The following is a 19,510-nucleotide window of genomic DNA, read 5'->3' as shown; positions in this document are numbered from 1 at the left end:
CCGCTTGGCCTGCAAAGCCGGCCCAGGGATGAAAATTCACCCCAAGACGGGACGTTGAATCGATGCATACCGTAGAAAAGATCGGCGGCACCTCCATGAGCCGCTTCGACGAGCTACTCGACAACATTTTTATTGGCCAGCGTGAAGGCACCCAGCTGTATCAGCGGGTCTTCGTCGTTTCGGCCTACAGCGGCATGACCAATCTGTTGCTGGAGCATAAGAAAACCGGCGAGCCGGGCGTCTACCAGCGCTTCGCCGACGCTCAGAATGAAGGCGCCTGGCTCGATGCGCTACAGAGCGTTCGCCAGCGCATGCTGGAGAAGAACGCCGAGCTGTTCCTCGGCGACTTCGAGCGCCACGCCGCCGACCAGTTCATCAACTCGCGCATCGACGATGCCCGCGAATGCATGAGCAGCCTTCAGCGTCTGTGCGCCTACGGCCACTTCCAACTCGGCGAACACCTGATGAAAGTGCGCGAAATGCTCGCCTCGCTGGGCGAAGCGCACAGCGCCTTCAACGCCGTGCTGGCACTCAAGCACCGCGGCATCAACGGGCGCATGGTCGACCTGACCGGCTGGCACTGCGACTCGCCGTTGCCCTTCGAGGAGATGGTGCGCGAGAGCTTCGAAGGCGTCGACCTGAGCCGCGAACTGGTCATCGCCACCGGCTACACCCATTGCAGCGAAGGCCTGATGAACACCTTCGACCGCGGCTACAGCGAGATCACCTTCGCCCAGATCGCCGCCGCCACCGGCGCGCGCGAGGCGATCATCCACAAGGAATTCCACCTGTCTTCCGCCGACCCGAACCTTGTCGGCGCCGACAAGGTGGTGACCATCGGCCGCACCAACTATGACGTGGCTGACCAGCTGTCCAATCTCGGCATGGAGGCGATCCATCCACGCGCCGCCAAGACCCTGCGCCGCGCCGGCATCGAGCTGCGCATCAAGAATGCCTTCGAGCCGCAGCACGCCGGCACGCTGATCAGCCAGGACTATAAAAGCGAGCGGCCCTGCGTCGAGATCATCGCAGGACGCAAGGACGTCTTCGGCATCGAGGTGTTCGATCAGGACATGCTCGGCGACGTGGCCTACGACATCGAGATCACCAAGCTGCTCAAGCAGCTCAAGCTCTACGTCGTCAACAAGGACTCGGACGCCAACAGCATCACCTACTACGCCTCCGGCTCGCGCAAGCTGATCAATCGCGCGGCCAACTTGATCGAGGAGCGCTATCCGGCGGCGGAAGTCACGGTGCACAACGTCGCCATCGTCTCGGCCATCGGTTCGGATCTCAAAGTCAAAGGCATCCTCGCCAAGACCGTTGCGGCGCTGGCCGGTGCCGGCATCAGCATCCAGGCGATCCACCAGTCGATTCGCCAGGTGGAGATGCAGTGCGTGGTCAACGAGGAAGATTACGACGCCGCCATCGCCGCCCTGCACCGCGCGCTGATCGAGCCGGAAAACCACGGAGACGTGATCGCTGCGGCGTAACGTCAGCCGTTGCGTGCCCGGCGAAGCAGCCTTCGCCGGGCACGTTCCATTAATGGCCCTAGTTCAGAATGAATCGACCAATCTGATCCAGGCCGACGACATGGGCGGCACCGCCCCGAGCGATGGCCTCCTTCGGCATACCGAATACTACGCAACTGGCTTCATCCTGCGCCGCGGTCAGCGCGCCGGCCTCGCGCATTTCCAGCAGCCCGCGGGCGCCGTCGTCGCCCATGCCGGTCATGATCACGCCGATGGCGTTCTTGCCCGCTTCCCGCGCCACCGAGCGAAACAGCACATCGACCGACGGCTTGTGCCGGTTCACCGGCGGGCCGTCGAGGATGTTCACGCAGTATTGGGCTCCGCTGCGTTTGAGCTGCATGTGGCGCCCGCCCGGCGCGATCAGCACCCTGCCCGGCAGCACGCGATCACCATTGGCGGCCTCCTTCACCTCGCAACGGCAAAGGCGGTTGAGCCGTTCGGCAAAGGCGGCGGTGAACTTCTCCGGCATGTGCTGAACAATCACAATCCCGGGACAGTCCTCCGGCAGGCCCGTCAATACCGTCTGCAATGCCTGCGTGCCGCCGGTCGAGGTGCCCAGCGCGATGACGCGCTCGGTCGTCTTGGTCATCGCACGCTGGACAGGCGTGGTTGCCGGCACCTCATCCGCAACCCGAACCGTAGCCGTACCCACCCGAGCCCGGGCGGCCGCCTTGACTGCGCGGATCAGGGCGCTGGAAGACTCGTTCAGAAAATCCTTCAGCCCAACCTTGGGCTTGGTGATGATCTCCACCGCACCGGCGGCCAGCGCATCCACACTGGTTTGCGCGCCTTTGTCGGTCAGCGTGGAGCAGATCACCACCGGCGTTGGGCGTTCGCTCATGATCTTTTTCAGGAAGGTGATACCGTCCATGCGCGGCATTTCGACGTCGAGCAGGATCACGTCGGGCCATTGCGCCTGCATCTTCTGCTGGGCAAAAAGCGGATCGGCTGCCGAGCCGATCACCTCTATCGATTGATCCTGCCCCAACACTGCCGCGGCGACCTGACGGACCACCGCCGAATCGTCGACGATAAAGACGCTGATTTTCTTACTCACAGCTGAATCCCTTATCGAGTCCGGGAGAATTAACGTACGACATTGACGTGACGGACCCAAACGTTTCCGCTGGCTATCTCGAAAATCACATTTCGATAACCCACACCGCCCAAACTTTCGGAAGTGATACGCAGCCCATGCGCTGCGATCAAACCGCGCACGGCTTCGATGTTACGACCTGCCACCGTTCGCCCGCCTTTTTTATAGTTAGGGAACATATCGCCACCGCCAAATAGCTTGACCTCGTATTGCTCGGTTCTGGTGCCCAATATGCGAGCCTCACGGAGCATCAGCTCAAGTGCTTCGTTGGCGTACTTGCCATTGAGCGCCTGCCCGACGCGCCGCTCCCGGCGTGGCAGCATGTAATGGCACATCCCGCCGAGTCGCCGCTCTCGGTGCCACAGCACGATGGACACACAGGAGCCGAGCGTTGTGCGAATGCAGAAGTTTTCATCGGCGAATTCGTATTCACCGGGATGAATGAACAGATCAATTGCCAAGGCTGCGTATCACGCCGGCTTGCGGTAGATCGAAGGCCGCACCGCCTCAAGGCCGTCTGCAATGCCATTGAGGCTTTCGGAATGACCGATGAAGAAGTGGCCGCCGGGCTTGAGCAGTCCGAGAACACGCCGCACGATCTGGGCCTTGGTCTCCTGCGAAAAGTAAATCATGACATTGCGCAGGAATATCACGTCGAACTGCTCGAGCTTCGGAAGGTTCGTGTTCAGATTGATCTGGCGAAACTCAAGTCGCTCACGCAGCGGCCGGCCTACTAGAAAGGTTCCAGCCTGGCTTCCCTTGCCTTTCAGGCAGTACCGCTCCAGCGAAGAACGAGGGATACCCTCGGTACGCGCCATGCCGTAGTGACCGCTGCGCGCCTTGGCCAACACTTGTGTATTGAGATCCGAGCCCATCACGGACCAGCCATCGCCACCAAACGTGTCGGCCAGCACCATCGCGATGCTGTATGTCTCCTCCCCACTGGAGCAGGCCGCACTCCATACACGAAAGGGCCGCCCACTGACGTGGGCTGGCAGTACCTTCTCACGTAGGTAGTCGAAATGCTTGGGCTCGCGAAAGAAATAGGTTTCGTTGGTCGTCAGCAAATCGATCGCCCATTGCCACTCTTCCGCATCCTGGCCCAGCAAGTCGTAATAGGCCCTGAAGCTCGCACAACCTCGCGCTTTCAGGCGCTTGGACAGCCTGCCGTTTACCAACGCCTTCTTCGAAGAGGCCAAGGTCACCCCAGCCTCGTTGAACATCAATTGCTGGAAGAGCCGGAATTCCGAGTCGCTGATGGAAAAAATGCCGCGCCCTGCAACAGCGGCGTCACTCACGACCGGCATCCCGATCGACCAGCTCCGACAACGTCGCCATCTCTTCGACCGCGAGCACGCGATCGACATTGAGCAAAATGACGAACCGCCCGCCGACCTTGCCCATACCGCTGATGAAATCGGCACGAATCCTGGCCCCAAAGGCTGGTGCCGGCTCGATTTCCGATTGCGGGATATCCAGCACTTCAGAAACTGCGTCGACAACCACTCCCAGCTCTTGCTTCGCACCTTCGTGCTCAATCTCGACGATAACGACGCAGGTGCGCCGATGGATATCGCTGACCCCGCGGCCGAAACGCGCGGACAGGTCGATCACCGGTACCACGCTGCCCCTCAGGTTGATAACACCTCGGACGAAGCGGGGCATCATCGGCACGGTGGTGACATTGCCGTACTCGATGATTTCACGTACCCGCTGGATACCCACTGCGAACATTTCGTCGGCGAGCAGGAAGGTCAGATACTGCTGGTTGTCGGCAGCCGCAGCACGCTGCGGCCGCTCCACGTTAGTCAACTCGCCCATAGTCCCTTCTCCTAGAAGCGCTCGAATTCGGCTTCATCAGGCTCGGCGACGAGCTTTCTCTTTGTCTGCACGCTGGCGTTTGCCTTGCCCCAACCATTGGAGCCCTGCTTGGTCGCACCAGCCCGAACCGCCTTTGCGGGACCAGAAACTGCCTGGCTTTCCAGCTTGAAGAAGCTCATCAGATCCTGCAGCTGCTCAGCCTGCGCGCTCATCTCCTCAGCGGTCGCTGAAAGCTCTTCGGAAGAAGAGGCATTCTGCTGCGTCAGCTGATTGAGCTGCTCCATGGCATCGTTGATTTGACCGACGCCGGAGGATTGTTCCTCGGAGCCGGCAGAAATTTCCTGCACGAGGTCGGCTGCTTTCTTGATCGAGGGCACGATGGTGCCCAGCAGCTCTCCAGCCTTCTCGGCGAGTTCCACGGAAGAGCCCGCCACTTCGCCGATTTCACGAGCGGCCACCTGAGAGCGCTCTGCCAGCTTGCGCACCTCGGCGGCGACCACTGCGAAGCCCTTACCGTGCTCGCCAGCACGCGCCGCTTCGATCGCCGCGTTGAGCGCCAATAGGTTTGTCTGGTAGGCAATATCGTCGATAATCGAAATCTTGGCGGCGATGTTTCTCATGGCTGCCACGGTTTTCTCCACCGCTTCGCCGCCCTCGACGGCATCTTTCGAGGCCTTGGTGGCAATACCGTCAGTGACCTTGGCGTTTTCGGTGTTCTGCTGGATCGAGGCGGTCATCTGCTCCATCGACGCGGACGTTTCTTCGACCGAGGCAGCCTGCTCGCTGGAGGCCTGAGAAAGGCCCTGGCTGGTCGCACTCACTTCTTCAGAAGCGGAGGCCAAGCTGTCAGCGGCAGAGCGAACTTCACCGATGGTCTGCGTCAGACGATCGACCATGGTCTGCATGGCAAGCAGTAACTGGCCTGTTTCGTCCTTAGATGTCGCATCGAGTTTCACCGTCATGTCGCCCTCAGCCAACTGGCCAGCCGCCCTCACTGCCTCTCCGAGAGGCCGAGTAATGCTGCGGGTCACGACCCAGGCTGAAAAAACCGCTATCAGGAAAGCACCGGCACCCAGCGAGACCATGAGCATCCAGCTGCTTGCATAGTCCTCAGCGGCCTCGCTACCTGCCTTCTGCATTTGCTCACGCTGGAAGCCGAGCAGGGCATCAATGGCAGCGAAGTACTCCGTCTGTGCAGACCGCAGCGCGCCGCGCAATACGGCAATGGCAGCTTCCCTCATGCCCTGATCCACGTACCCGAGGAACTCGTCCTGGGCCACGATATAAGCTTCGCGCGCATGTGTGACGCCCGCGAACAATCGTTTCCCTTCGTCAGTATTGAGAGTCGCTGCGAGCTTTTCCAAGGCCTCGCTGATCTGTACGCGCTGACGCTGGACTCGCTCGCGCTCTTCAATCAATGCCTGGCCTTCGAACAACAGAAGATTACGCGATGCGCGTGCCGACTCATTGAGATTGTTCTTTACATTGTTCGACGCCATTGTCTTGGGATAGCGATCGTCGATGAGCGTCCTGATGCTGTCGTTCAGCGAGCCGAGCGAGCCAAGGCCAACCACGATAATCATTATCAACAGCACGATCACCAAGCCGAAGCCCAGTCCCATTTTCATGCCAATTTTCAGATTCTTAAGCACGTTATTTACCCCATGACCGGACAGCACTGTCCGAAGTGACCGATTTGTACCGCTCGCCCGCGAACTGGGCCGAGCGGGTTTCCTGTTCCACTGCCCGCTGCACAAGCGCGGGTACATCGAGAATCAGCGCCACCTCACCACTGCCGAGAATGGTGGAGCCGCTAATACCGCTTAAATTGGCGAAGAGCCGCCCGAGAGGCTTGATCACGGTCTGGTATTCACCCAGCAACGCATCCACGATCAACCCCGCCTTGTGGCCGCCATAACTCACCACCACGATGTTCTCGCGGCGCCCAACTTGCCCATCAAGATCGAAGTAGTCGCGCAGGCGAATGAAGGGCAGCACTTCGCCGCGCAGGTTGATGAAGCTGCAGCGTCGCGTTTCCTTGTGTTGCTCTGCCGTGAGCTCTACACACTCGACCACGCTCTTGAGCGGCACCACATAGCTCGCATCGCCCACGCCGGTGAGAAAGCCATCGATGATGGCGAGAGTCAGCGGCAGGCGGATGCGCAGCGTCGTGCCGCGACCCTCCACTGACTCGACATCCACGGTACCCCGGAGCGCTTCGATGTTGCGCTTCACCACATCCATGCCCACGCCGCGACCGGAAAGGTTGGTAACCGCATCGGCCGTGGAGAAACCCGGCTCGAAAATCAGCTGGAAGATCTCGCTTTCCATGAGGCCTTCGCTGCTCTGGATAACGCCACGTTCCAGCGCCTTGGCCAGGATCTTTCCGCGGTTGAGCCCGCCTCCATCGTCGCCAACCTCGATGACGATGCTGCCGGCTTCGTGGAAGGCGTTGAGCCGCACGGTGCCCTGGCTGGGCTTGCCCGATTGCAATCGCCGCTCGGCCGATTCGATGCCATGGTCCATGGCATTGCGCACCAGGTGCATGAGCGGATCGGCAATCTTTTCCACGACGGTCTTGTCGAGTTCGGTATCGGCACCGCTGATATGCAGCTGGATGTCTTTGCCCAGCTCCTGGGAAACGTCCCGCACCACGCGCTGGAAGCGCTGGAAGGTCTCGCCTATCGGCACCATCCGAAGCTCCAGCGAGCCGTCCCGAATCTCTTCGACCAAGCCGGCAACCACCGCCACGGCTTCCTGGGTGGCGGTATCGCCGTTGCGCTGGGCGCAGAGCCCAGCGGCCGCGCTGGCAATAACCAGCTCGCCGACCAGGTTGATCAATGCATCCAGCTTGTCTGCTTGCACCCGAACGTATTGGCTCGCCTGAGTGCGCGTCTCGCGGGCTTGCTGTTGCTTGCCCAGGGCGGCGCCCACTATTTCGGGCAGCACGACCCCATTTTCCACGAGAACCTGGCCAATACGTGGCGCGTGCTCGGCCGTACCGTCGGGCGCTTGCTGGCATGCCAGGCCCGCTTCGAGTTCGGCGCGGGTCAACGCGCCGCTGGCTACCAGTATTTCGCCCAGCCTCGCGTCATCTTCCGGTAGCTGTTGGATCAGCGTCATGTAACGCTCAATTTCGCTGCCCGGCGGCAGAATACGGAGCTGGCAATCCTCCCGCACGAACTCGAACACCGCCTCGATCGCGGCTTTATCGGTATCGGCGCGAAGATCGATCTCAAAGCCCAGATAGCAACTCTCAGGGTCCATTTCTTCGGCGGCCGGCAGCGCATCGGTGACCGTCGCGACACCAATAATTTCGCCGAGTGTCTCCAGATAGCGGATAAACCCCATCGGATCCATGCCGTGGCGCAGCACGTCAGGGCCGAAGCGCACGGAGATGTGCCAACTCTCATTGCCGCCGCTGCAGCCCGAAGCGAAAGCGACAGGCGCGTCATTCACGGCAGGGACAGGCACGTCCGCTACCGCATCCTGATAATCGGCGAGGGCGAGCAGCAAGATATGGCCCGCCGCCGTCAACGCAGGGGGAACGCTGTCAGCATCGCAGTCGATGAGCGACGCGATGTGGTCCCGTGACTTGAGCAGCAGTGCCGCCAGGTCATGATCGAGGGCAATTTCGCCTTCGCGCAGTCGGTCCAGCACGTTCTCGACTACATGAGTGAATGCCACCACATGGTCGAGAGCGAAGAGCCCGGCCGAGCCCTTGATGGTGTGCACACAGCGGAACAGTGCATTGAGCTGTTCCGAGTCCTGGGCGCCCGCCTCGATTTCCAGCAGGTAGCGCTCCATTTCCTCGAGCATTTCGCGGCTTTCGGCGAGGAACGTATGGAACACCTCGTCCAGGTTCATCGTGCCGCCCCTTGATCGACTGGCATCAACAACGGGTCGCCGAAATCAGGCGCGAGGTTGAGAAGCGCCAGGGCTTCCAGCACTGGATCGCTGTGATTGACGTAGGACAGCCGGCCACCTGCGCGTGCCGCCTCACGCTTGGCGAGCAGCAGGAGCTGGACGCCGGCGGTATCCACTTCGCTCACCTGGGCAAGATCGATTTCCTGATCGGAATCGGTCGTGGCGATTGTGAGCAACCGAGGCTTGAGCTCTGCGGCATGGAACACGCAGAGTTCTCCGACGAGGCTTGAGCGTCCCTCGCCCATGACGCTGATTTCGCAGCTCATGGTCAGGGCATGATCAGTTTGGATACCGCAGCAAGCATCTGCTGCGGCTGGAACGGCTTGACCACCCAGGCCTTGGCGCCCGCAGCCTGGCCCTGGGCCTTCTTGCCCTCGGCCGATTCGGTAGTAAGCATGATGACGGGCGTGAACTTGTATTCTGGCCGCGTCTTGACCTGCTTGAGGAACGTGATGCCATCCATTACCGGCATGTTCACGTCCGAAATGATCAAATGGACCCGTTGACCGGTGAGCTTATTGAGCGCGTTTTGCCCGTCCGTGGCTTCGATGACGTCGTAACCCGCACCTTTCAAGGCGATCCCAACGACCTGCCTGATGGACGCCGAGTCATCGACGATGAGTATTGTCTTGGCCATGCCGCTTCCACCTCGTTAACAGTTATTCAAGCTTTCGCTTGGGATGCCCTAGAAAAATGTAATGCCGTCCGAATCGCCGCCGGCCGCCTTGCCACTGTGAGCGCTGTGCTCGTCCGCCATGGCGTAAGAGCTTTCGATCTCCGTAAGCAATGCCTCGACATCCACCGCTGTGGGCTGGACATCGGAATCCGCCTGGGCCCGAGCGGCATGCGTGGCACTGCCGATGTTGTCGCGCACATGGCTAAGGATTTGGCTGGTGCGGTCCTGGAACTGGAGCGCCATCAGCGCCTGGCTTACTCCGGCCTGGATTTGCGCGTTGGTTTCCTGCAGATGCTGCCCCGAGCTGGCAAGGCTCTCGGCCATATGGCGGAAGTCTTCGAGGACCTTGCTGATAGCGGTCTCTGAGAGCTGAACCGATTGGTCGCGCGCTTCGGCTTCGAGGGCCGCCTCACAAGTGCTGCGGATCGCCTCGTTGATTGCGGCGATCTTCACGCCGATGTTTTTGCCCGTCTCGCCTGAGCGGCGCGACAGCTCGCGCACCTCGGTCGCCACCACTGCGAAGCCACGCCCCTGCTCGCCAGCGCGCGCCGCCTCGATCGAAGCGTTGAGGGCTAGCAGATTGGTCTGCGACGCGACAGCCGCCACATCGCCGGCCATCTTGTTGAGCTCATCGATGAAAGAACTCAGATGCTGGATCTGCTCGAGCTGCGACTGCTTCTCGGCGAGCGCGGTCTTGAGTGCCTGCACGACATTGAGCAGCCGCTCTTCACTGCGCTCGAAGAGCGCGCCCATACCGCGCTCATCCAGCGCCATGCCGGAGAAGAGCTGCGTGGCCTGGTCGAGCTCGACGCTCATTCGCGCAAACTGTCCCGAGAGTTCAACGACCGAGTCTTCCGTCTGGGTGCGGGCGTTCTCGATCTGCCGCTCCCAGACCGGAAACAGCTGCTCGGCAAAGCCCGAAAGAGTTGGGCGGTACAAGCGATCCAAGACGTCTCGAACCGCATCGGCACTGTGCTGTTGCGATTGCTCAGCAATGGCGAGCAGGCGCTGGGAACGGTGCCTTTTCCGTTCAGCCACGATTGCGATCAGCCACAAAAAGGCTGACACCGGGGCGGCAACGGCGAGCGGGGCGGCAGCAATCAGCGCGCCCGAGCCTACGCATGCACCGATGTAGGGAGATAACAGCCAGGACCCGATCTGGCTCGCTAGCGCCGGGCTCTCCGTCGCACAGCCCAGACGCGAAAGCACGTCTGTTTGGGAGTAGGAATGCGGCTTTCCCTGCGAGGGACGCCCAATGTTTTCAGTCATACGTCCTCGATTGCCGAGAGGGTAGATATACCGAGCCAAGCAGCTCGACGATATCCATAACGACTGTAAGGACGAGAACCTTAAGAAAATATTGACGCCATTCGTCTGACTCCTCAACCAGCAAAGGGCAGACGTTAACGCGCGGGGTACCGCGTTAAGCATAGCGTCGGGTCAGGATTAGCTGACTCGACTCTGTCAGCGCTATCGTTGCGCCAGCCGATTTTCAAGAGTCCCGGCAGGCCGTAGCACAGCTTCCATTTGGATGACCGTCTGCGCTGGCTGGATACTGCGCTTCGTTGCCGATAGACAAGCGTTGCCGCCCACCCCGCCGATACCAGGCGGCAAAGAACACGATGGCCAGCAGCAGCTCGGCGAAGTCGCCGCCGTAGTACATCAATTGCGCGGCTACTTCGATTTCTGCCAAGTCGTGGCCGGCATTCCGTGGAAAACCGTAGGCATACATCAGCTTGCCGAGCACGGCGTGAGCGGCAGTGGCGACGAACAGTACGGCCAGCCGCACCCGCATGTCTGGCCGATATGGCGCGGGATCAGGCCCGGCGATCGACCAGCTGAAGAGGTAACCAGCCAGCACGAAATGCACATGCAACCACAGGTGCAACAGCGGCTCGCTGAAGCTCAGCCGGTAGAGCGGTGTGAGATACAACAGATAGAGCGCGCCAATATCCAATAGCAGCGCGGCAATCGGATGAGTCAGGCAGCGCACCGGTAGGGTGCTCGCAATCTCCATGATGCGCCGCGCAGTCGTCGCCGGCACGCTACGCAGCAGCAAGGTACCCGGCGCACCGAGCATCAGCGCGATAGGCGCGAACATCCCAAGCAGCAGGTGCTGCGACATGTGCCCGCGCAGGTCGGCATGACCCCACTCGAGCATAGGCGGCGAAAGTGCGAAGACCAGCAAAACACAGCCGAACGTGAAGCTGACCAGCCGCGAGCAACTCCAGACCTTGCGGCGCCTGCGCTGGCGATACACACCGAGCACATAGGCGAACCACAGGTTCAGCGTCAGCATCACCAGTACGAAGGCACCCGCCAGTGTCAGTAGATGGGCGTCGTGCGCCATCGGCTAGGCGGCCGGCCTGGGAGTCGGTCGGCTGGCGCCGGCGCGTCGCCAGATCACCACGCCAATCACCAATAACAAAATGCCAAAGCCATTCCAGGCTAGATCGTACGGCAAGAGATTGTCGACATACCGCACCTGATGCAGACGCAGCAGCTTGTGATCGACGATGCCATCGAACAGCTGGAAGCCGCCTGCGCCAAAGAACAAACCGGCCCAGGCATGTAGGCGCGAGACAGCTCGTTCGCGGCTCAGCTTGACGAACAGATAGAACCCGGCCGCTAGCATCAGCAGCTCGGCTGCATGTAACAAACCATCGGACAGAAGCGAGATGGCAGGCGTCGAGCGATCGAAGAAGTGGTGCCAGGCGAGGATCTGATGAAAGACGATCTCATCGACCGCTGCCATCAGGCCGATCCCGAGAAAGATCGTTGCGATCAGACTGCCCCTGGCATCGACAGGCTTGGCACTCACGATGGCCTCCGGTTATGGGCGGTTTGGCTCGCATCGGAACGTGTGGCAGTCGACCCAAGCCCTGTTTATGAGTGACTGAGGTTCGGCGGCTGAGTTCGCCACGTTCTTGATCTGGCTCAGTGAAAGCACCGGGCAGATCCTTAGAATCCGCACGTTTTTATCGGTATAGAGTCACCCACCATGCCCCGCTCGCACCCTGAACTGCTGTCGCCCGCCGGCACCCTGAAATCCATGCGCTACGCCTTGGCCTACGGCGCCGACGCGGTGTATGCCGGGCAGCCACGCTACAGCCTGCGGGTGCGCAACAACGAGTTCGACCATGCCAACCTCAAGCTCGGCATCGACGAGGCGCATGCGCTGGGCAAGCAGTTCTACGTGGTGGTCAACATCGCGCCACACAACGCCAAGCTGAAGACCTTCATCAAGGACCTGGAGCCGGTGGTGGCGATGGGCCCGGATGCGCTGATCATGTCCGATCCCGGCCTGATCATGCTGGTGCGCGAGCACTTCCCGCAGGTGACCATCCACCTCTCGGTGCAGGCCAACGCGGTGAACTGGGCCACGGTAAAGTTCTGGCACACGCAGGGGGTAAGCCGGGTGATCCTCTCGCGCGAATTGTCGCTGGATGAAATCGGCGAGATCCGCCAGCAGGTACCGGGCATGGAGCTGGAGGTCTTCGTCCACGGCGCGCTGTGCATGGCCTATTCCGGTCGTTGCCTGCTATCGGGCTATATCAACAAGCGCGACCCCAACCAGGGCAGCTGCACCAACGCCTGCCGCTGGGAATACAAGACCCACGAAGCCAAGGAGAACGAACTCGGCGAAGTGGTGCACCAATATGAGCCGATTGCCGTGCAACGAACCGAGCCCACTCTTGGCATAGGCAAGCCCACCGATGCGCTGTTCCTGCTGGAGGATTCCAGCCGCCTCGGCGAGTTCATGGAAGTCAGCGAGGACGAGCACGGCACCTACATCATGAACTCCAAGGACCTGCGCGCCGTGCAGCACGTCGAGCGTCTGGTGCAGATGGGCGTGCATTCGCTGAAGATCGAAGGCCGCACCAAATCGCACTATTACGTGGCGCGCACCGCCCAAGTCTACCGCAAGGCCATCGACGACGCGCTGGCCGGCAAGCCGTTCGACAAGTCGCTGATGGACACCCTCGAATCCCTCGCCCACCGCGGCTACACCGAGGGCTTTCTGCGCCGTCACGTGCACGACGAATACCAGAACTACGAACGCGGCTTCTCGCTGTCCGAGCGCCAGCAGTTCGTCGGCGAACTGACCGGCGAACGCCGCAACGGCCTGGCCGAAGTGAAGGTGAAGAACCGCTTCGCCGTCGGCGATAAGCTGGAACTGATGACACCACAAGGCAACCTCAACCTGCGCCTGGAAGCACTGGAGAACAAGCGCGGCGAAGCCATCAAGGTCGCTCCCGGCGACGGCCACACCGTCTATCTGCCAGTGCCGGAAGATATAGATCTGCGATATGGGCTATTGATGCGTGAGTTGCAGGGTGGGACGACGAGAGGGTGAGGCAGCGCGGAGTTGGAGGCCGAAGTTTCCGCAGGCGGACAGTCAAACCAAGCCTCGCGTCCCAAGTGTTTCGGTCGCGCCCTATTACAGCGAACGCGCCGATAAATTTCCGACAGCACCATCGAGCCCCGGGTTAGGCGAGCGATTTGCCTCTAGGCATAGCTGGGTAAGTTTTGACACTGACCCCAGCCAGCTTCTCCGCCGCTTGGTTTTCTTCAAGGGCCCGCCATTGCGCAACCAGCTCGACTATTTCCGCTCGCCCCGCATGCTCGCCAAATACGCTGCGCTGCGTCACGACGCGCTCGGCTTGGGCCAGCAAGCGCTGCTGTGCACGTGAGAGGGCCTGCTCCTGCTCGTTACGAAGATGTTGGCCTTTCTGGAGCGCGTCGGCATAAATGGCGCGTAGCTCCAGATCACTTTTGCCATAGAAACGCATGTCGCCGCTGCGCCGGGCCTCCCAACGGAACTCATTGAAGGAGCGTGGCTGCCAGCTCTCCAGGAGTTGCTGGACGCTCCTTACCTGAGCGTAGATATCGCGTATTTCACCATCGGTGAACAATGCTCCTTCACGTTTCTCGGCGCTGTCATGCCAGCGCAGCAGCGTCGTCAGGGCAGCCCGAGCGTAGCCGCTATCGCTGGAATGATGAGGTCCCCACAGCGGAATGCGTTTGGGCATATCCCCGTCCAGGGCGATCTCACCCACGTAGCGCGCGCAGGTTTGCTCGTCGATAAGTGCACAGCCCGGCTGCCAGAGAACGGCCGCCTCGCTCCCGCCGCCCGGCTTGCGTGGCATGAAGTGCCGCTGCTCGCCATGGTGCTCGTAGGGATCACCGTGCAGATTGACCAGTCCTGCCAGCAACAACACGATGCCCACCACCGGAGAACTGAAAAGCAGCGCAGTACCAGGCAGCGCCAGTTTCCACTCGGCATCCATCCAAGGTAGCGGCAAGGCGGGAATGGGATCATCGTGATTGACGATGCGATGGTGGGTCAGCGATTGAGCAGCCTGAACGAACGTACGGTCGCCGGCGCGAGGGGCACCGTAGGTATAAAGTTGGATGTTGCCGGACCATTCCTGACGTAGCCACTCTGCCAGCAGCAGGGCGATGGCACCACCGAGGCTATGACCGCAGACGATCAGGGTCTGCTCGCCAGTGTGAAAAGCTTCTAGGTAGCGCTCCACAAAGGGCTTCATCGCCACAAAGCCGTCATAGAAGCCGCGGTGGGCCTGTCCTTTACCTTCATAGGGGACCTGACGCGCGTCTAGGTCAGTAGGGACGTCAAAGCGCATTTCTTGGGTGCCGCGTACCGAGACAACTACAACTTTGTCGTTGTGCGTGATGAATGCCTGGGTATTGGATTTGTCGTGATGTAGAAAGTGCACGTCCTCGGGATTCCTCCATTCCTCCTCTGCTTCTTTCACGTAGCGCTCGGGATCGTAGGGCATGATTTCCAGACGTTTCGAGTAGGGCACTTCCTCGCATAACAAATGGTAGGGACCGGCTTTGTTAAATAGTGTTGGCTTGATCAGACAGCCCAGCTGGTTCTGCAATACATGACCGATGGTACCGAGAGACGTATATGGCGGCGGCGATGATTCGTAGCGTTCGAAGACTCCCGGCTCTTTGCTAAAAGGCGCATAGGCAAAGGCGCTCATTACGGCCAAGTGATAGGCATTCAGTGCGCAAAAATCTTTATTCCGAGAGAAAAGCGGGCTATAGGCGCGCAACGCTTTAACTTCGAGCACGTGGTGAGTGTTCAACGCCAAGGTGACTCCCGGTTGGTCTTCCGCCAGGCCGGCACTTTGTTTAAGCATGACCGATGGCCGCGGACCCCACGACGTATCGGGTTCCGGTAAATGGCCAGTGGCTTCGGCAAAGTCGCTGACTTCAACACGAAAAAAGCGGGCACCCTCCTCTATTGCGCGCTTTTCGGCGAGGTAGGTTTCGCCATCGCCGCGGCGTGGGCCGGAGGAAGAGTGTTCAGCCATTACTTGCAAAGTAGTTAAGGGAAGCGTGAATTTTTCCCGGCGGGAAATAGCCGCATACCACTGATCGCTACCTGTATAGCTATCCGATAGCTGTAAAACTACCAGTCCACAATAGAGCGGCTCTACGCGGGCATACCCGTCGCCATCCAATGCACCCGTGTAAGTTTGCCCGAGGCTGTCGTGTAATTGGTAAGCAAGGCCGGAAAAAGGACGACCATTCCCATGTTCATCTACTAAACGAAAGCTAATCCACTCGCGGCGAACTGGGCAGCTGGGTCTGACCGAACTAACGGAATCATTCATCCCTGAATCACTCTATGCAGTTTGGGTAAACGATGCATTCGCGGTCGTTCATCATGAACGTGCGAACCTGCGGTGGGTCTGTGCAAAGCTCTTCAAACCTCGTGCCCCAGCGTCCCGTACAGGGCTTCCAACCGCGCTGAGTCTTTAGCCAGTACCCCTTCATATAAGGCTGTTCTTGCTTGTCGACTTCAAAATCTAATCGTACGGTTTTCCGTGCGAGCTGATCGAATGTGAGATGGGCTCCTGCCCCTTTGCAACTAAGTAATTTGCTAATTTCACCCTGTCGAGATTGCGCCTTACTTAGTTGAAATAACCACGAACATCTTGCCGTCTTGGTAAACGTCCCGTTTGCTTGGAAGGCTGACGCACCTTCCGGAAGCTTATCGACAATTACTAACCCACCATTGTCATAGGTTCGCTGCCAGTCTTTTTCACCATAGCGGCCATATATAAACAGCTTGACCTTACCCAGTTGCATCTCGCAAAGCCCGGAGCGGTAATTGACTGGGATTTTAAAACGATACTGTTGGGAGGATTTTCCATAATCCTCCTCGAATGTTTTAACCTGGCTGCGGCCACTACACTCGTTGGCGACGTCATATTCCGCTTGCGCCTTGAGGGAGAAATCGGGCGGCAGCTCGCCTTCAAAAGTAAAGGTTGCTTCACCGAGCGAGCCGAGTGCGCTACAGGCACTTAGGGAAGTCGCCAGTAGACAAGGTAAAAGTAGCGTTGGGATGCGTGACGTCTTAGGGAAATAGGTCATGACTGTTGTTCCCGTGCAGTAGAAGCTGCGTTTAGCAATTGGCTGAGCCTGACGAAATGCGACTCTGGAGATTCCCGCGCCTCAGGTTTCCAGGCGGGATTTTCTGCGAATTCAGGATCGAGTTGGTAACGCAGCAGGAACTGTAGGTATTCCAACGGCTTCCACTGCCAGCGCTCGGCTTTATCGAGCTGCTCGTCCAGCCAATCGCTCAGCACTCGCGTTTCGGCCAGTCGAGCGGTGGCCGCCGAATGGTTCTGCCACAGCCAAAGCGTCAAGTTATGGCGCTGGATTTCCCGCACCACGGTATCCGGCTCAGGCAAGGTCAGCCAGGCTGCTTCGAATGGAGCGGGGTATTGTCCCGGTCGTGCATTATCGAAGCACTGCCAACACTCACCATCCCAGCAAAGAGCGCTGTTCAGGGGGCCGAGCAGCAACGGCTGCTGTGCCGGTGCAAGTTCGGCAAGATGGCGAGCGATAACGCGGCTGTCCTGAAATCGGTAAAGCGAGCGCTGCCCTTTCTCATCGACCTGCATGCGTTCCCGCCAGTGCTGCGCAAGGGCAGTTAGATCGATGCGGTCGGCACTTGCCAGCCAGCCCCAGTTGCGCTCAGGCGCATCAAGCATTGGCTGAATCTGCGCAACCTCGGAGGCGCTTACGGCAACCAGCCATGGACCGATATCCGCCAAATCGGCGAATTCGGTTCCGTGATAGAGATTGATGTAATCCTGCATCAGGTCGCTGACAAACAGCTCCTGAATGGGGCTGGGTTCGGCCAGGCTGTCGATGATGAGCAGCAGTTGCCGTTGTTGCGCCTGCTGTTCATCGAGCCACTGTCGCACTTGATCATTCATGTGGCCGCACCGATGCCGCAGACGCCCTCTCTGCAGGCTTCGCAGATGGGGCAGCGGCTGGCTCCGATCTGCCTTGCTTTACGGGCCATCTGTAGCTGAGTGTTGGCCAGGGCCAGTTTTGGCTTGGCGCCGGCCTGGTCCTTGTCCGCCTCGTTAGGTAGCACTGACGCCAGCACCTTCAACCCCGAACCCTTGCCCGGCGCCCCTCCCGAATTCATTTTTATGGCAGCGCCGTTCAGCGTGACACCACTGGGGTCGAGTTTGAGGAAGCTGCCGCCGCCTGAGGCGGTGAGTTCCATGCCGGCGTCGATGACGACTTTACTGCCAGCGTAGTAGTGGATTTCATTGCCGGCTTCGACGAACTGGCCGCTGCCGATCCTGACGTGCTGGCTGTCGCCTACGGTGAGGTGGTCGCTGGCTCTGACTTCGGTCTTGCGATCGCCGTGAGTAGTGCGGTGTTCTTCGGCCTGGAATTCGCTGTAGGCGCTGGCCTCGACGGTATCGTGGCGTTCGTGGCCGACGCGGATCTTCTGGTCGTGCTGGATGTTCTGGTCCCAGTCGCGCTGGGCATGCACGTAGATCTGTTCGGCGCCCTTACGGTCTTCGATGCGCAGTTCGTTGTAGCCCTCGCCACCGGGTGAGCTGAGGGTTTTGAAGACGGTGCGGGTCTTGTGGGCCGGCAGTTCATAAGGCACGACATGTTCGGCGTGGTACAGGCAGCCGGTAATCAATGGCTGGTCGGGATCGCCTTCGAGGAAGGTCACCAGTACCTCCATGCCGACTCGCGGGATGGCGATGCCGCCATAGCGATCGCCAGCCCAACTGCTGGAGACGCGCAGCCAGCAACTTGCCTTGTCGTTGGCCTGGCCCTGGCGGTCCCAATGGAACTGTACTTTCACTCGGCCGTATTGGTCGCAGTGGATTTCTTCGCTGGCAGGGCCGGTGACGACGGCGGTTTGGCTGCCTAAGACTTTGGGTTTGAGGTGGTCGAGCTGGGGGCGGTAGAAGATGTCCCAGGGAGTGGCGGTGAAATGGTTGCGGTAGCCTTGTTGAAAGTCGGTGTGGCCTTTCCCCTCCCCCCTAAGCCGGGCGCCCCAGCGGGGAGAGGGGGCAGGACGGAGCGCATCCGAGACATCATTAATCGACTCTTCCAGCACCTGTGGCTGCTTACCCTGATGGAACACTTCGGTGAGCAGCCAGAGGTCGTTCCACTGTTGCCGGGGATGGTCGGTGAGGGCGAGAAAATGGCCGCACGCCAGGTAAGCGTCGCTGAGGCCTTCGGCCAGTTCGTAGTCTGCGCGCAGGCGCTCCAGGCTGCGTTTAGCCAAGTGCTTGCCACGGACGCGGGTGGTGAAGCGGCCGGGGTAGTCGTAGACCTCCAGCGTCGGCGCGAACTCGCTGCCGTAGCCGGTTTCCATCTGAAGCCTGGGCTGCTCGAAGTCGTAGTCGCGGAAGGTGGCATGGCTGCTTCGGGTTTCCAGGCGCACGCCGAAACGCTTGACGACTGCCCGGTCGGCGACCAGGCCGGAATCCTGCTGGTAGGCCACCGGCGCCAGCTTCGGAAACACCGTCTGATCGTCGCCGAACACCAGGACGTGGCCGGCTTCGCTGTGCTGGAAGTGGAAGCTGATGCCCTCCTCCTCGCATAGCCGCTGAATGAAATGCAGGTCGGATTCGTCGTACTGCACGCAGTAGGCGCGCTCGGGATAAGCGTGACCAAGCTGGAAGCGGTAGGCGTCGGCCTGGATGCCGTGGGCTTCCAGCACCTGGGCGATGATCTGCGGCGCGCTGAGGTGCTGGAAAATGCGCTGATCATGGCTGTGACCCAGATAGGCCAGTTGCGGACGAAGATTCAGGGTATAGCGGGTCAGACGCTTGCCGGAGTCACCCTGGCCGATGCTATGGATCACGCCGTGCACGCCCCTGCCAGCGGGGCCGAAAGCGAGATAGGCAGGGCGGTTGATCAGAGTCTGGAGATCGAGGTCAGGCCGTTCGCTGACCACTTCGATATCGAAGCGGTAGGTTTGGTTGAGCTTTTCATGGCCTTCGAAACCCAGTACCTGCAGATCGGTTTCGGCGCCGGTAATGGCGAGGGTGATATGCGCTTGATTGGCATCCAGCATGCCTTGGCCTCCATCCTTGAGTCAGGCGAAGGCCGGAGGTTGACCGACGAGGACGCCCGTTTCAATGATGG

The 19,510-nt window shown here is 60.1% G+C and carries 16 protein-coding genes and 2 pseudogenes; 2 read left to right on the top strand and 16 right to left on the bottom strand.

The window, feature by feature from the left end:
• The first annotated feature begins 62 nt into the window (after positions 1-62).
• Positions 63-1,493: an aspartate kinase gene (locus tag E0D86_RS07535; RefSeq protein WP_131649392.1), complete on the top strand. Its 1,431-nt coding sequence runs from the start codon at positions 63-65 to the stop codon at positions 1,491-1,493.
• Between the two features lie 58 nt (positions 1,494-1,551).
• Here the strand turns inward: E0D86_RS07535 and E0D86_RS07530 are convergent, their stop codons facing one another.
• From E0D86_RS07530 to E0D86_RS07480, 12 genes and pseudogenes are all read right to left on the bottom strand, one after another.
• On the bottom strand, positions 1,552-2,589 hold the full coding sequence (locus E0D86_RS07530; RefSeq protein ID WP_131649391.1) for a chemotaxis response regulator protein-glutamate methylesterase: 1,038 nt from the start codon (positions 2,587-2,589) through the stop codon (positions 1,552-1,554).
• 29 nt (positions 2,590-2,618) lie between these two features.
• Positions 2,619-3,089: a chemotaxis protein CheD gene (locus E0D86_RS07525; RefSeq protein WP_131649390.1), complete on the bottom strand. Its 471-nt coding sequence runs from the start codon at positions 3,087-3,089 to the stop codon at positions 2,619-2,621.
• 9 nt (positions 3,090-3,098) lie between these two features.
• Entirely contained in the window at positions 3,099-3,935 is an 837-nt protein-coding gene (locus E0D86_RS07520; RefSeq protein ID WP_131649389.1) for a protein-glutamate O-methyltransferase CheR, read from the bottom strand.
• On the bottom strand, positions 3,919-4,449 hold the full coding sequence (locus E0D86_RS07515; RefSeq protein WP_131649388.1) for a chemotaxis protein CheW: 531 nt from the start codon (positions 4,447-4,449) through the stop codon (positions 3,919-3,921). The genes E0D86_RS07520 and E0D86_RS07515 overlap by 17 nt, the downstream gene beginning before the upstream one ends.
• A gap of 161 nt (positions 4,450-4,610) precedes the next feature.
• Positions 4,611-5,468 (bottom strand): annotated as a pseudogene (locus E0D86_RS21880) (methyl-accepting chemotaxis protein); the annotation flags it as partial.
• Between the two features lie 105 nt (positions 5,469-5,573).
• Positions 5,574-6,218: pseudogene (locus tag E0D86_RS21875) on the bottom strand (MCP four helix bundle domain-containing protein); the annotation flags it as partial.
• Positions 6,103-8,316, bottom strand: coding sequence for a chemotaxis protein CheA (locus E0D86_RS07505; protein WP_131649387.1), 2,214 nt, complete (start codon positions 8,314-8,316; stop codon positions 6,103-6,105). The gene E0D86_RS07505 and the pseudogene E0D86_RS21875, both read right to left, overlap by 116 nt.
• Positions 8,313-8,642 carry a lipid asymmetry maintenance protein MlaB gene (locus tag E0D86_RS07500; RefSeq protein WP_256681160.1) on the bottom strand — a complete coding sequence of 110 codons (330 nt, stop codon included), beginning with the start codon at positions 8,640-8,642 and terminating at the stop codon, positions 8,313-8,315. The genes E0D86_RS07505 and E0D86_RS07500 overlap by 4 nt, the downstream gene beginning before the upstream one ends.
• A 2-nt stretch (positions 8,643-8,644) precedes the next feature.
• A complete protein-coding gene (locus E0D86_RS07495) occupies positions 8,645-9,013 on the bottom strand; it encodes a response regulator (protein WP_131649386.1) in 369 nt (122 codons plus the stop codon).
• A 48-nt stretch (positions 9,014-9,061) separates the two neighbouring features.
• Entirely contained in the window at positions 9,062-9,805 is a 744-nt protein-coding gene (locus E0D86_RS21870; RefSeq protein ID WP_371924056.1) for a methyl-accepting chemotaxis protein, read from the bottom strand.
• Positions 9,806-10,544: 739 nt separating this feature from the next.
• Complete coding sequence (locus E0D86_RS07485; protein WP_131649384.1) at positions 10,545-11,402, bottom strand: cytochrome c oxidase assembly protein; 858 nt, start codon at positions 11,400-11,402, stop codon at positions 10,545-10,547.
• Positions 11,403-11,405: 3 nt separating this feature from the next.
• Positions 11,406-11,873: a DUF2243 domain-containing protein gene (locus E0D86_RS07480; RefSeq protein WP_131649383.1), complete on the bottom strand. Its 468-nt coding sequence runs from the start codon at positions 11,871-11,873 to the stop codon at positions 11,406-11,408.
• 180 nt (positions 11,874-12,053) lie between these two features.
• Here E0D86_RS07480 and yegQ point away from each other — a divergent pair, with 180 nt between their 5' ends.
• Positions 12,054-13,409: a tRNA 5-hydroxyuridine modification protein YegQ gene (yegQ, locus tag E0D86_RS07475; RefSeq protein WP_131649382.1), complete on the top strand. Its 1,356-nt coding sequence runs from the start codon at positions 12,054-12,056 to the stop codon at positions 13,407-13,409.
• A gap of 133 nt (positions 13,410-13,542) precedes the next feature.
• Here yegQ and E0D86_RS07470 read toward each other — a convergent pair whose 3' ends face one another.
• Genes E0D86_RS07470 through E0D86_RS07455 form a run of 4 tightly spaced genes read right to left on the bottom strand, consistent with a single transcriptional unit; the run spans position 13,543 to position 19,439 of the window.
• Complete coding sequence (locus E0D86_RS07470; RefSeq protein WP_256681159.1) at positions 13,543-15,702, bottom strand: lipase family protein; 2,160 nt, start codon at positions 15,700-15,702, stop codon at positions 13,543-13,545.
• Between the two features lie 7 nt (positions 15,703-15,709).
• Positions 15,710-16,465, bottom strand: a complete 756-nt coding sequence (locus E0D86_RS07465; protein ID WP_256681158.1) for a hypothetical protein — start codon at positions 16,463-16,465, stop codon at positions 15,710-15,712.
• Positions 16,462-17,316, bottom strand: coding sequence for a DUF4123 domain-containing protein (locus E0D86_RS07460; RefSeq protein WP_131649381.1), 855 nt, complete (start codon positions 17,314-17,316; stop codon positions 16,462-16,464). Before E0D86_RS07460 ends, E0D86_RS07465 begins: the two co-directional genes overlap by 4 nt.
• Positions 17,313-19,439 carry a type VI secretion system tip protein VgrG gene (locus E0D86_RS07455; protein WP_131649380.1) on the bottom strand — a complete coding sequence of 709 codons (2,127 nt, stop codon included), beginning with the start codon at positions 19,437-19,439 and terminating at the stop codon, positions 17,313-17,315. Before E0D86_RS07455 ends, E0D86_RS07460 begins: the two co-directional genes overlap by 4 nt.
• Positions 19,440-19,510 lie beyond the last annotated feature (71 nt).

The organism is Pseudomonas sp. IC_126, assembly GCF_004331835.1.
In the GTDB taxonomy this organism is placed as follows: domain Bacteria; phylum Pseudomonadota; class Gammaproteobacteria; order Pseudomonadales; family Pseudomonadaceae; genus Stutzerimonas.
The sequence above is the reverse complement of the archived record's forward strand: the minus strand, read 5'-3'. Positions and strand labels throughout refer to the sequence as shown.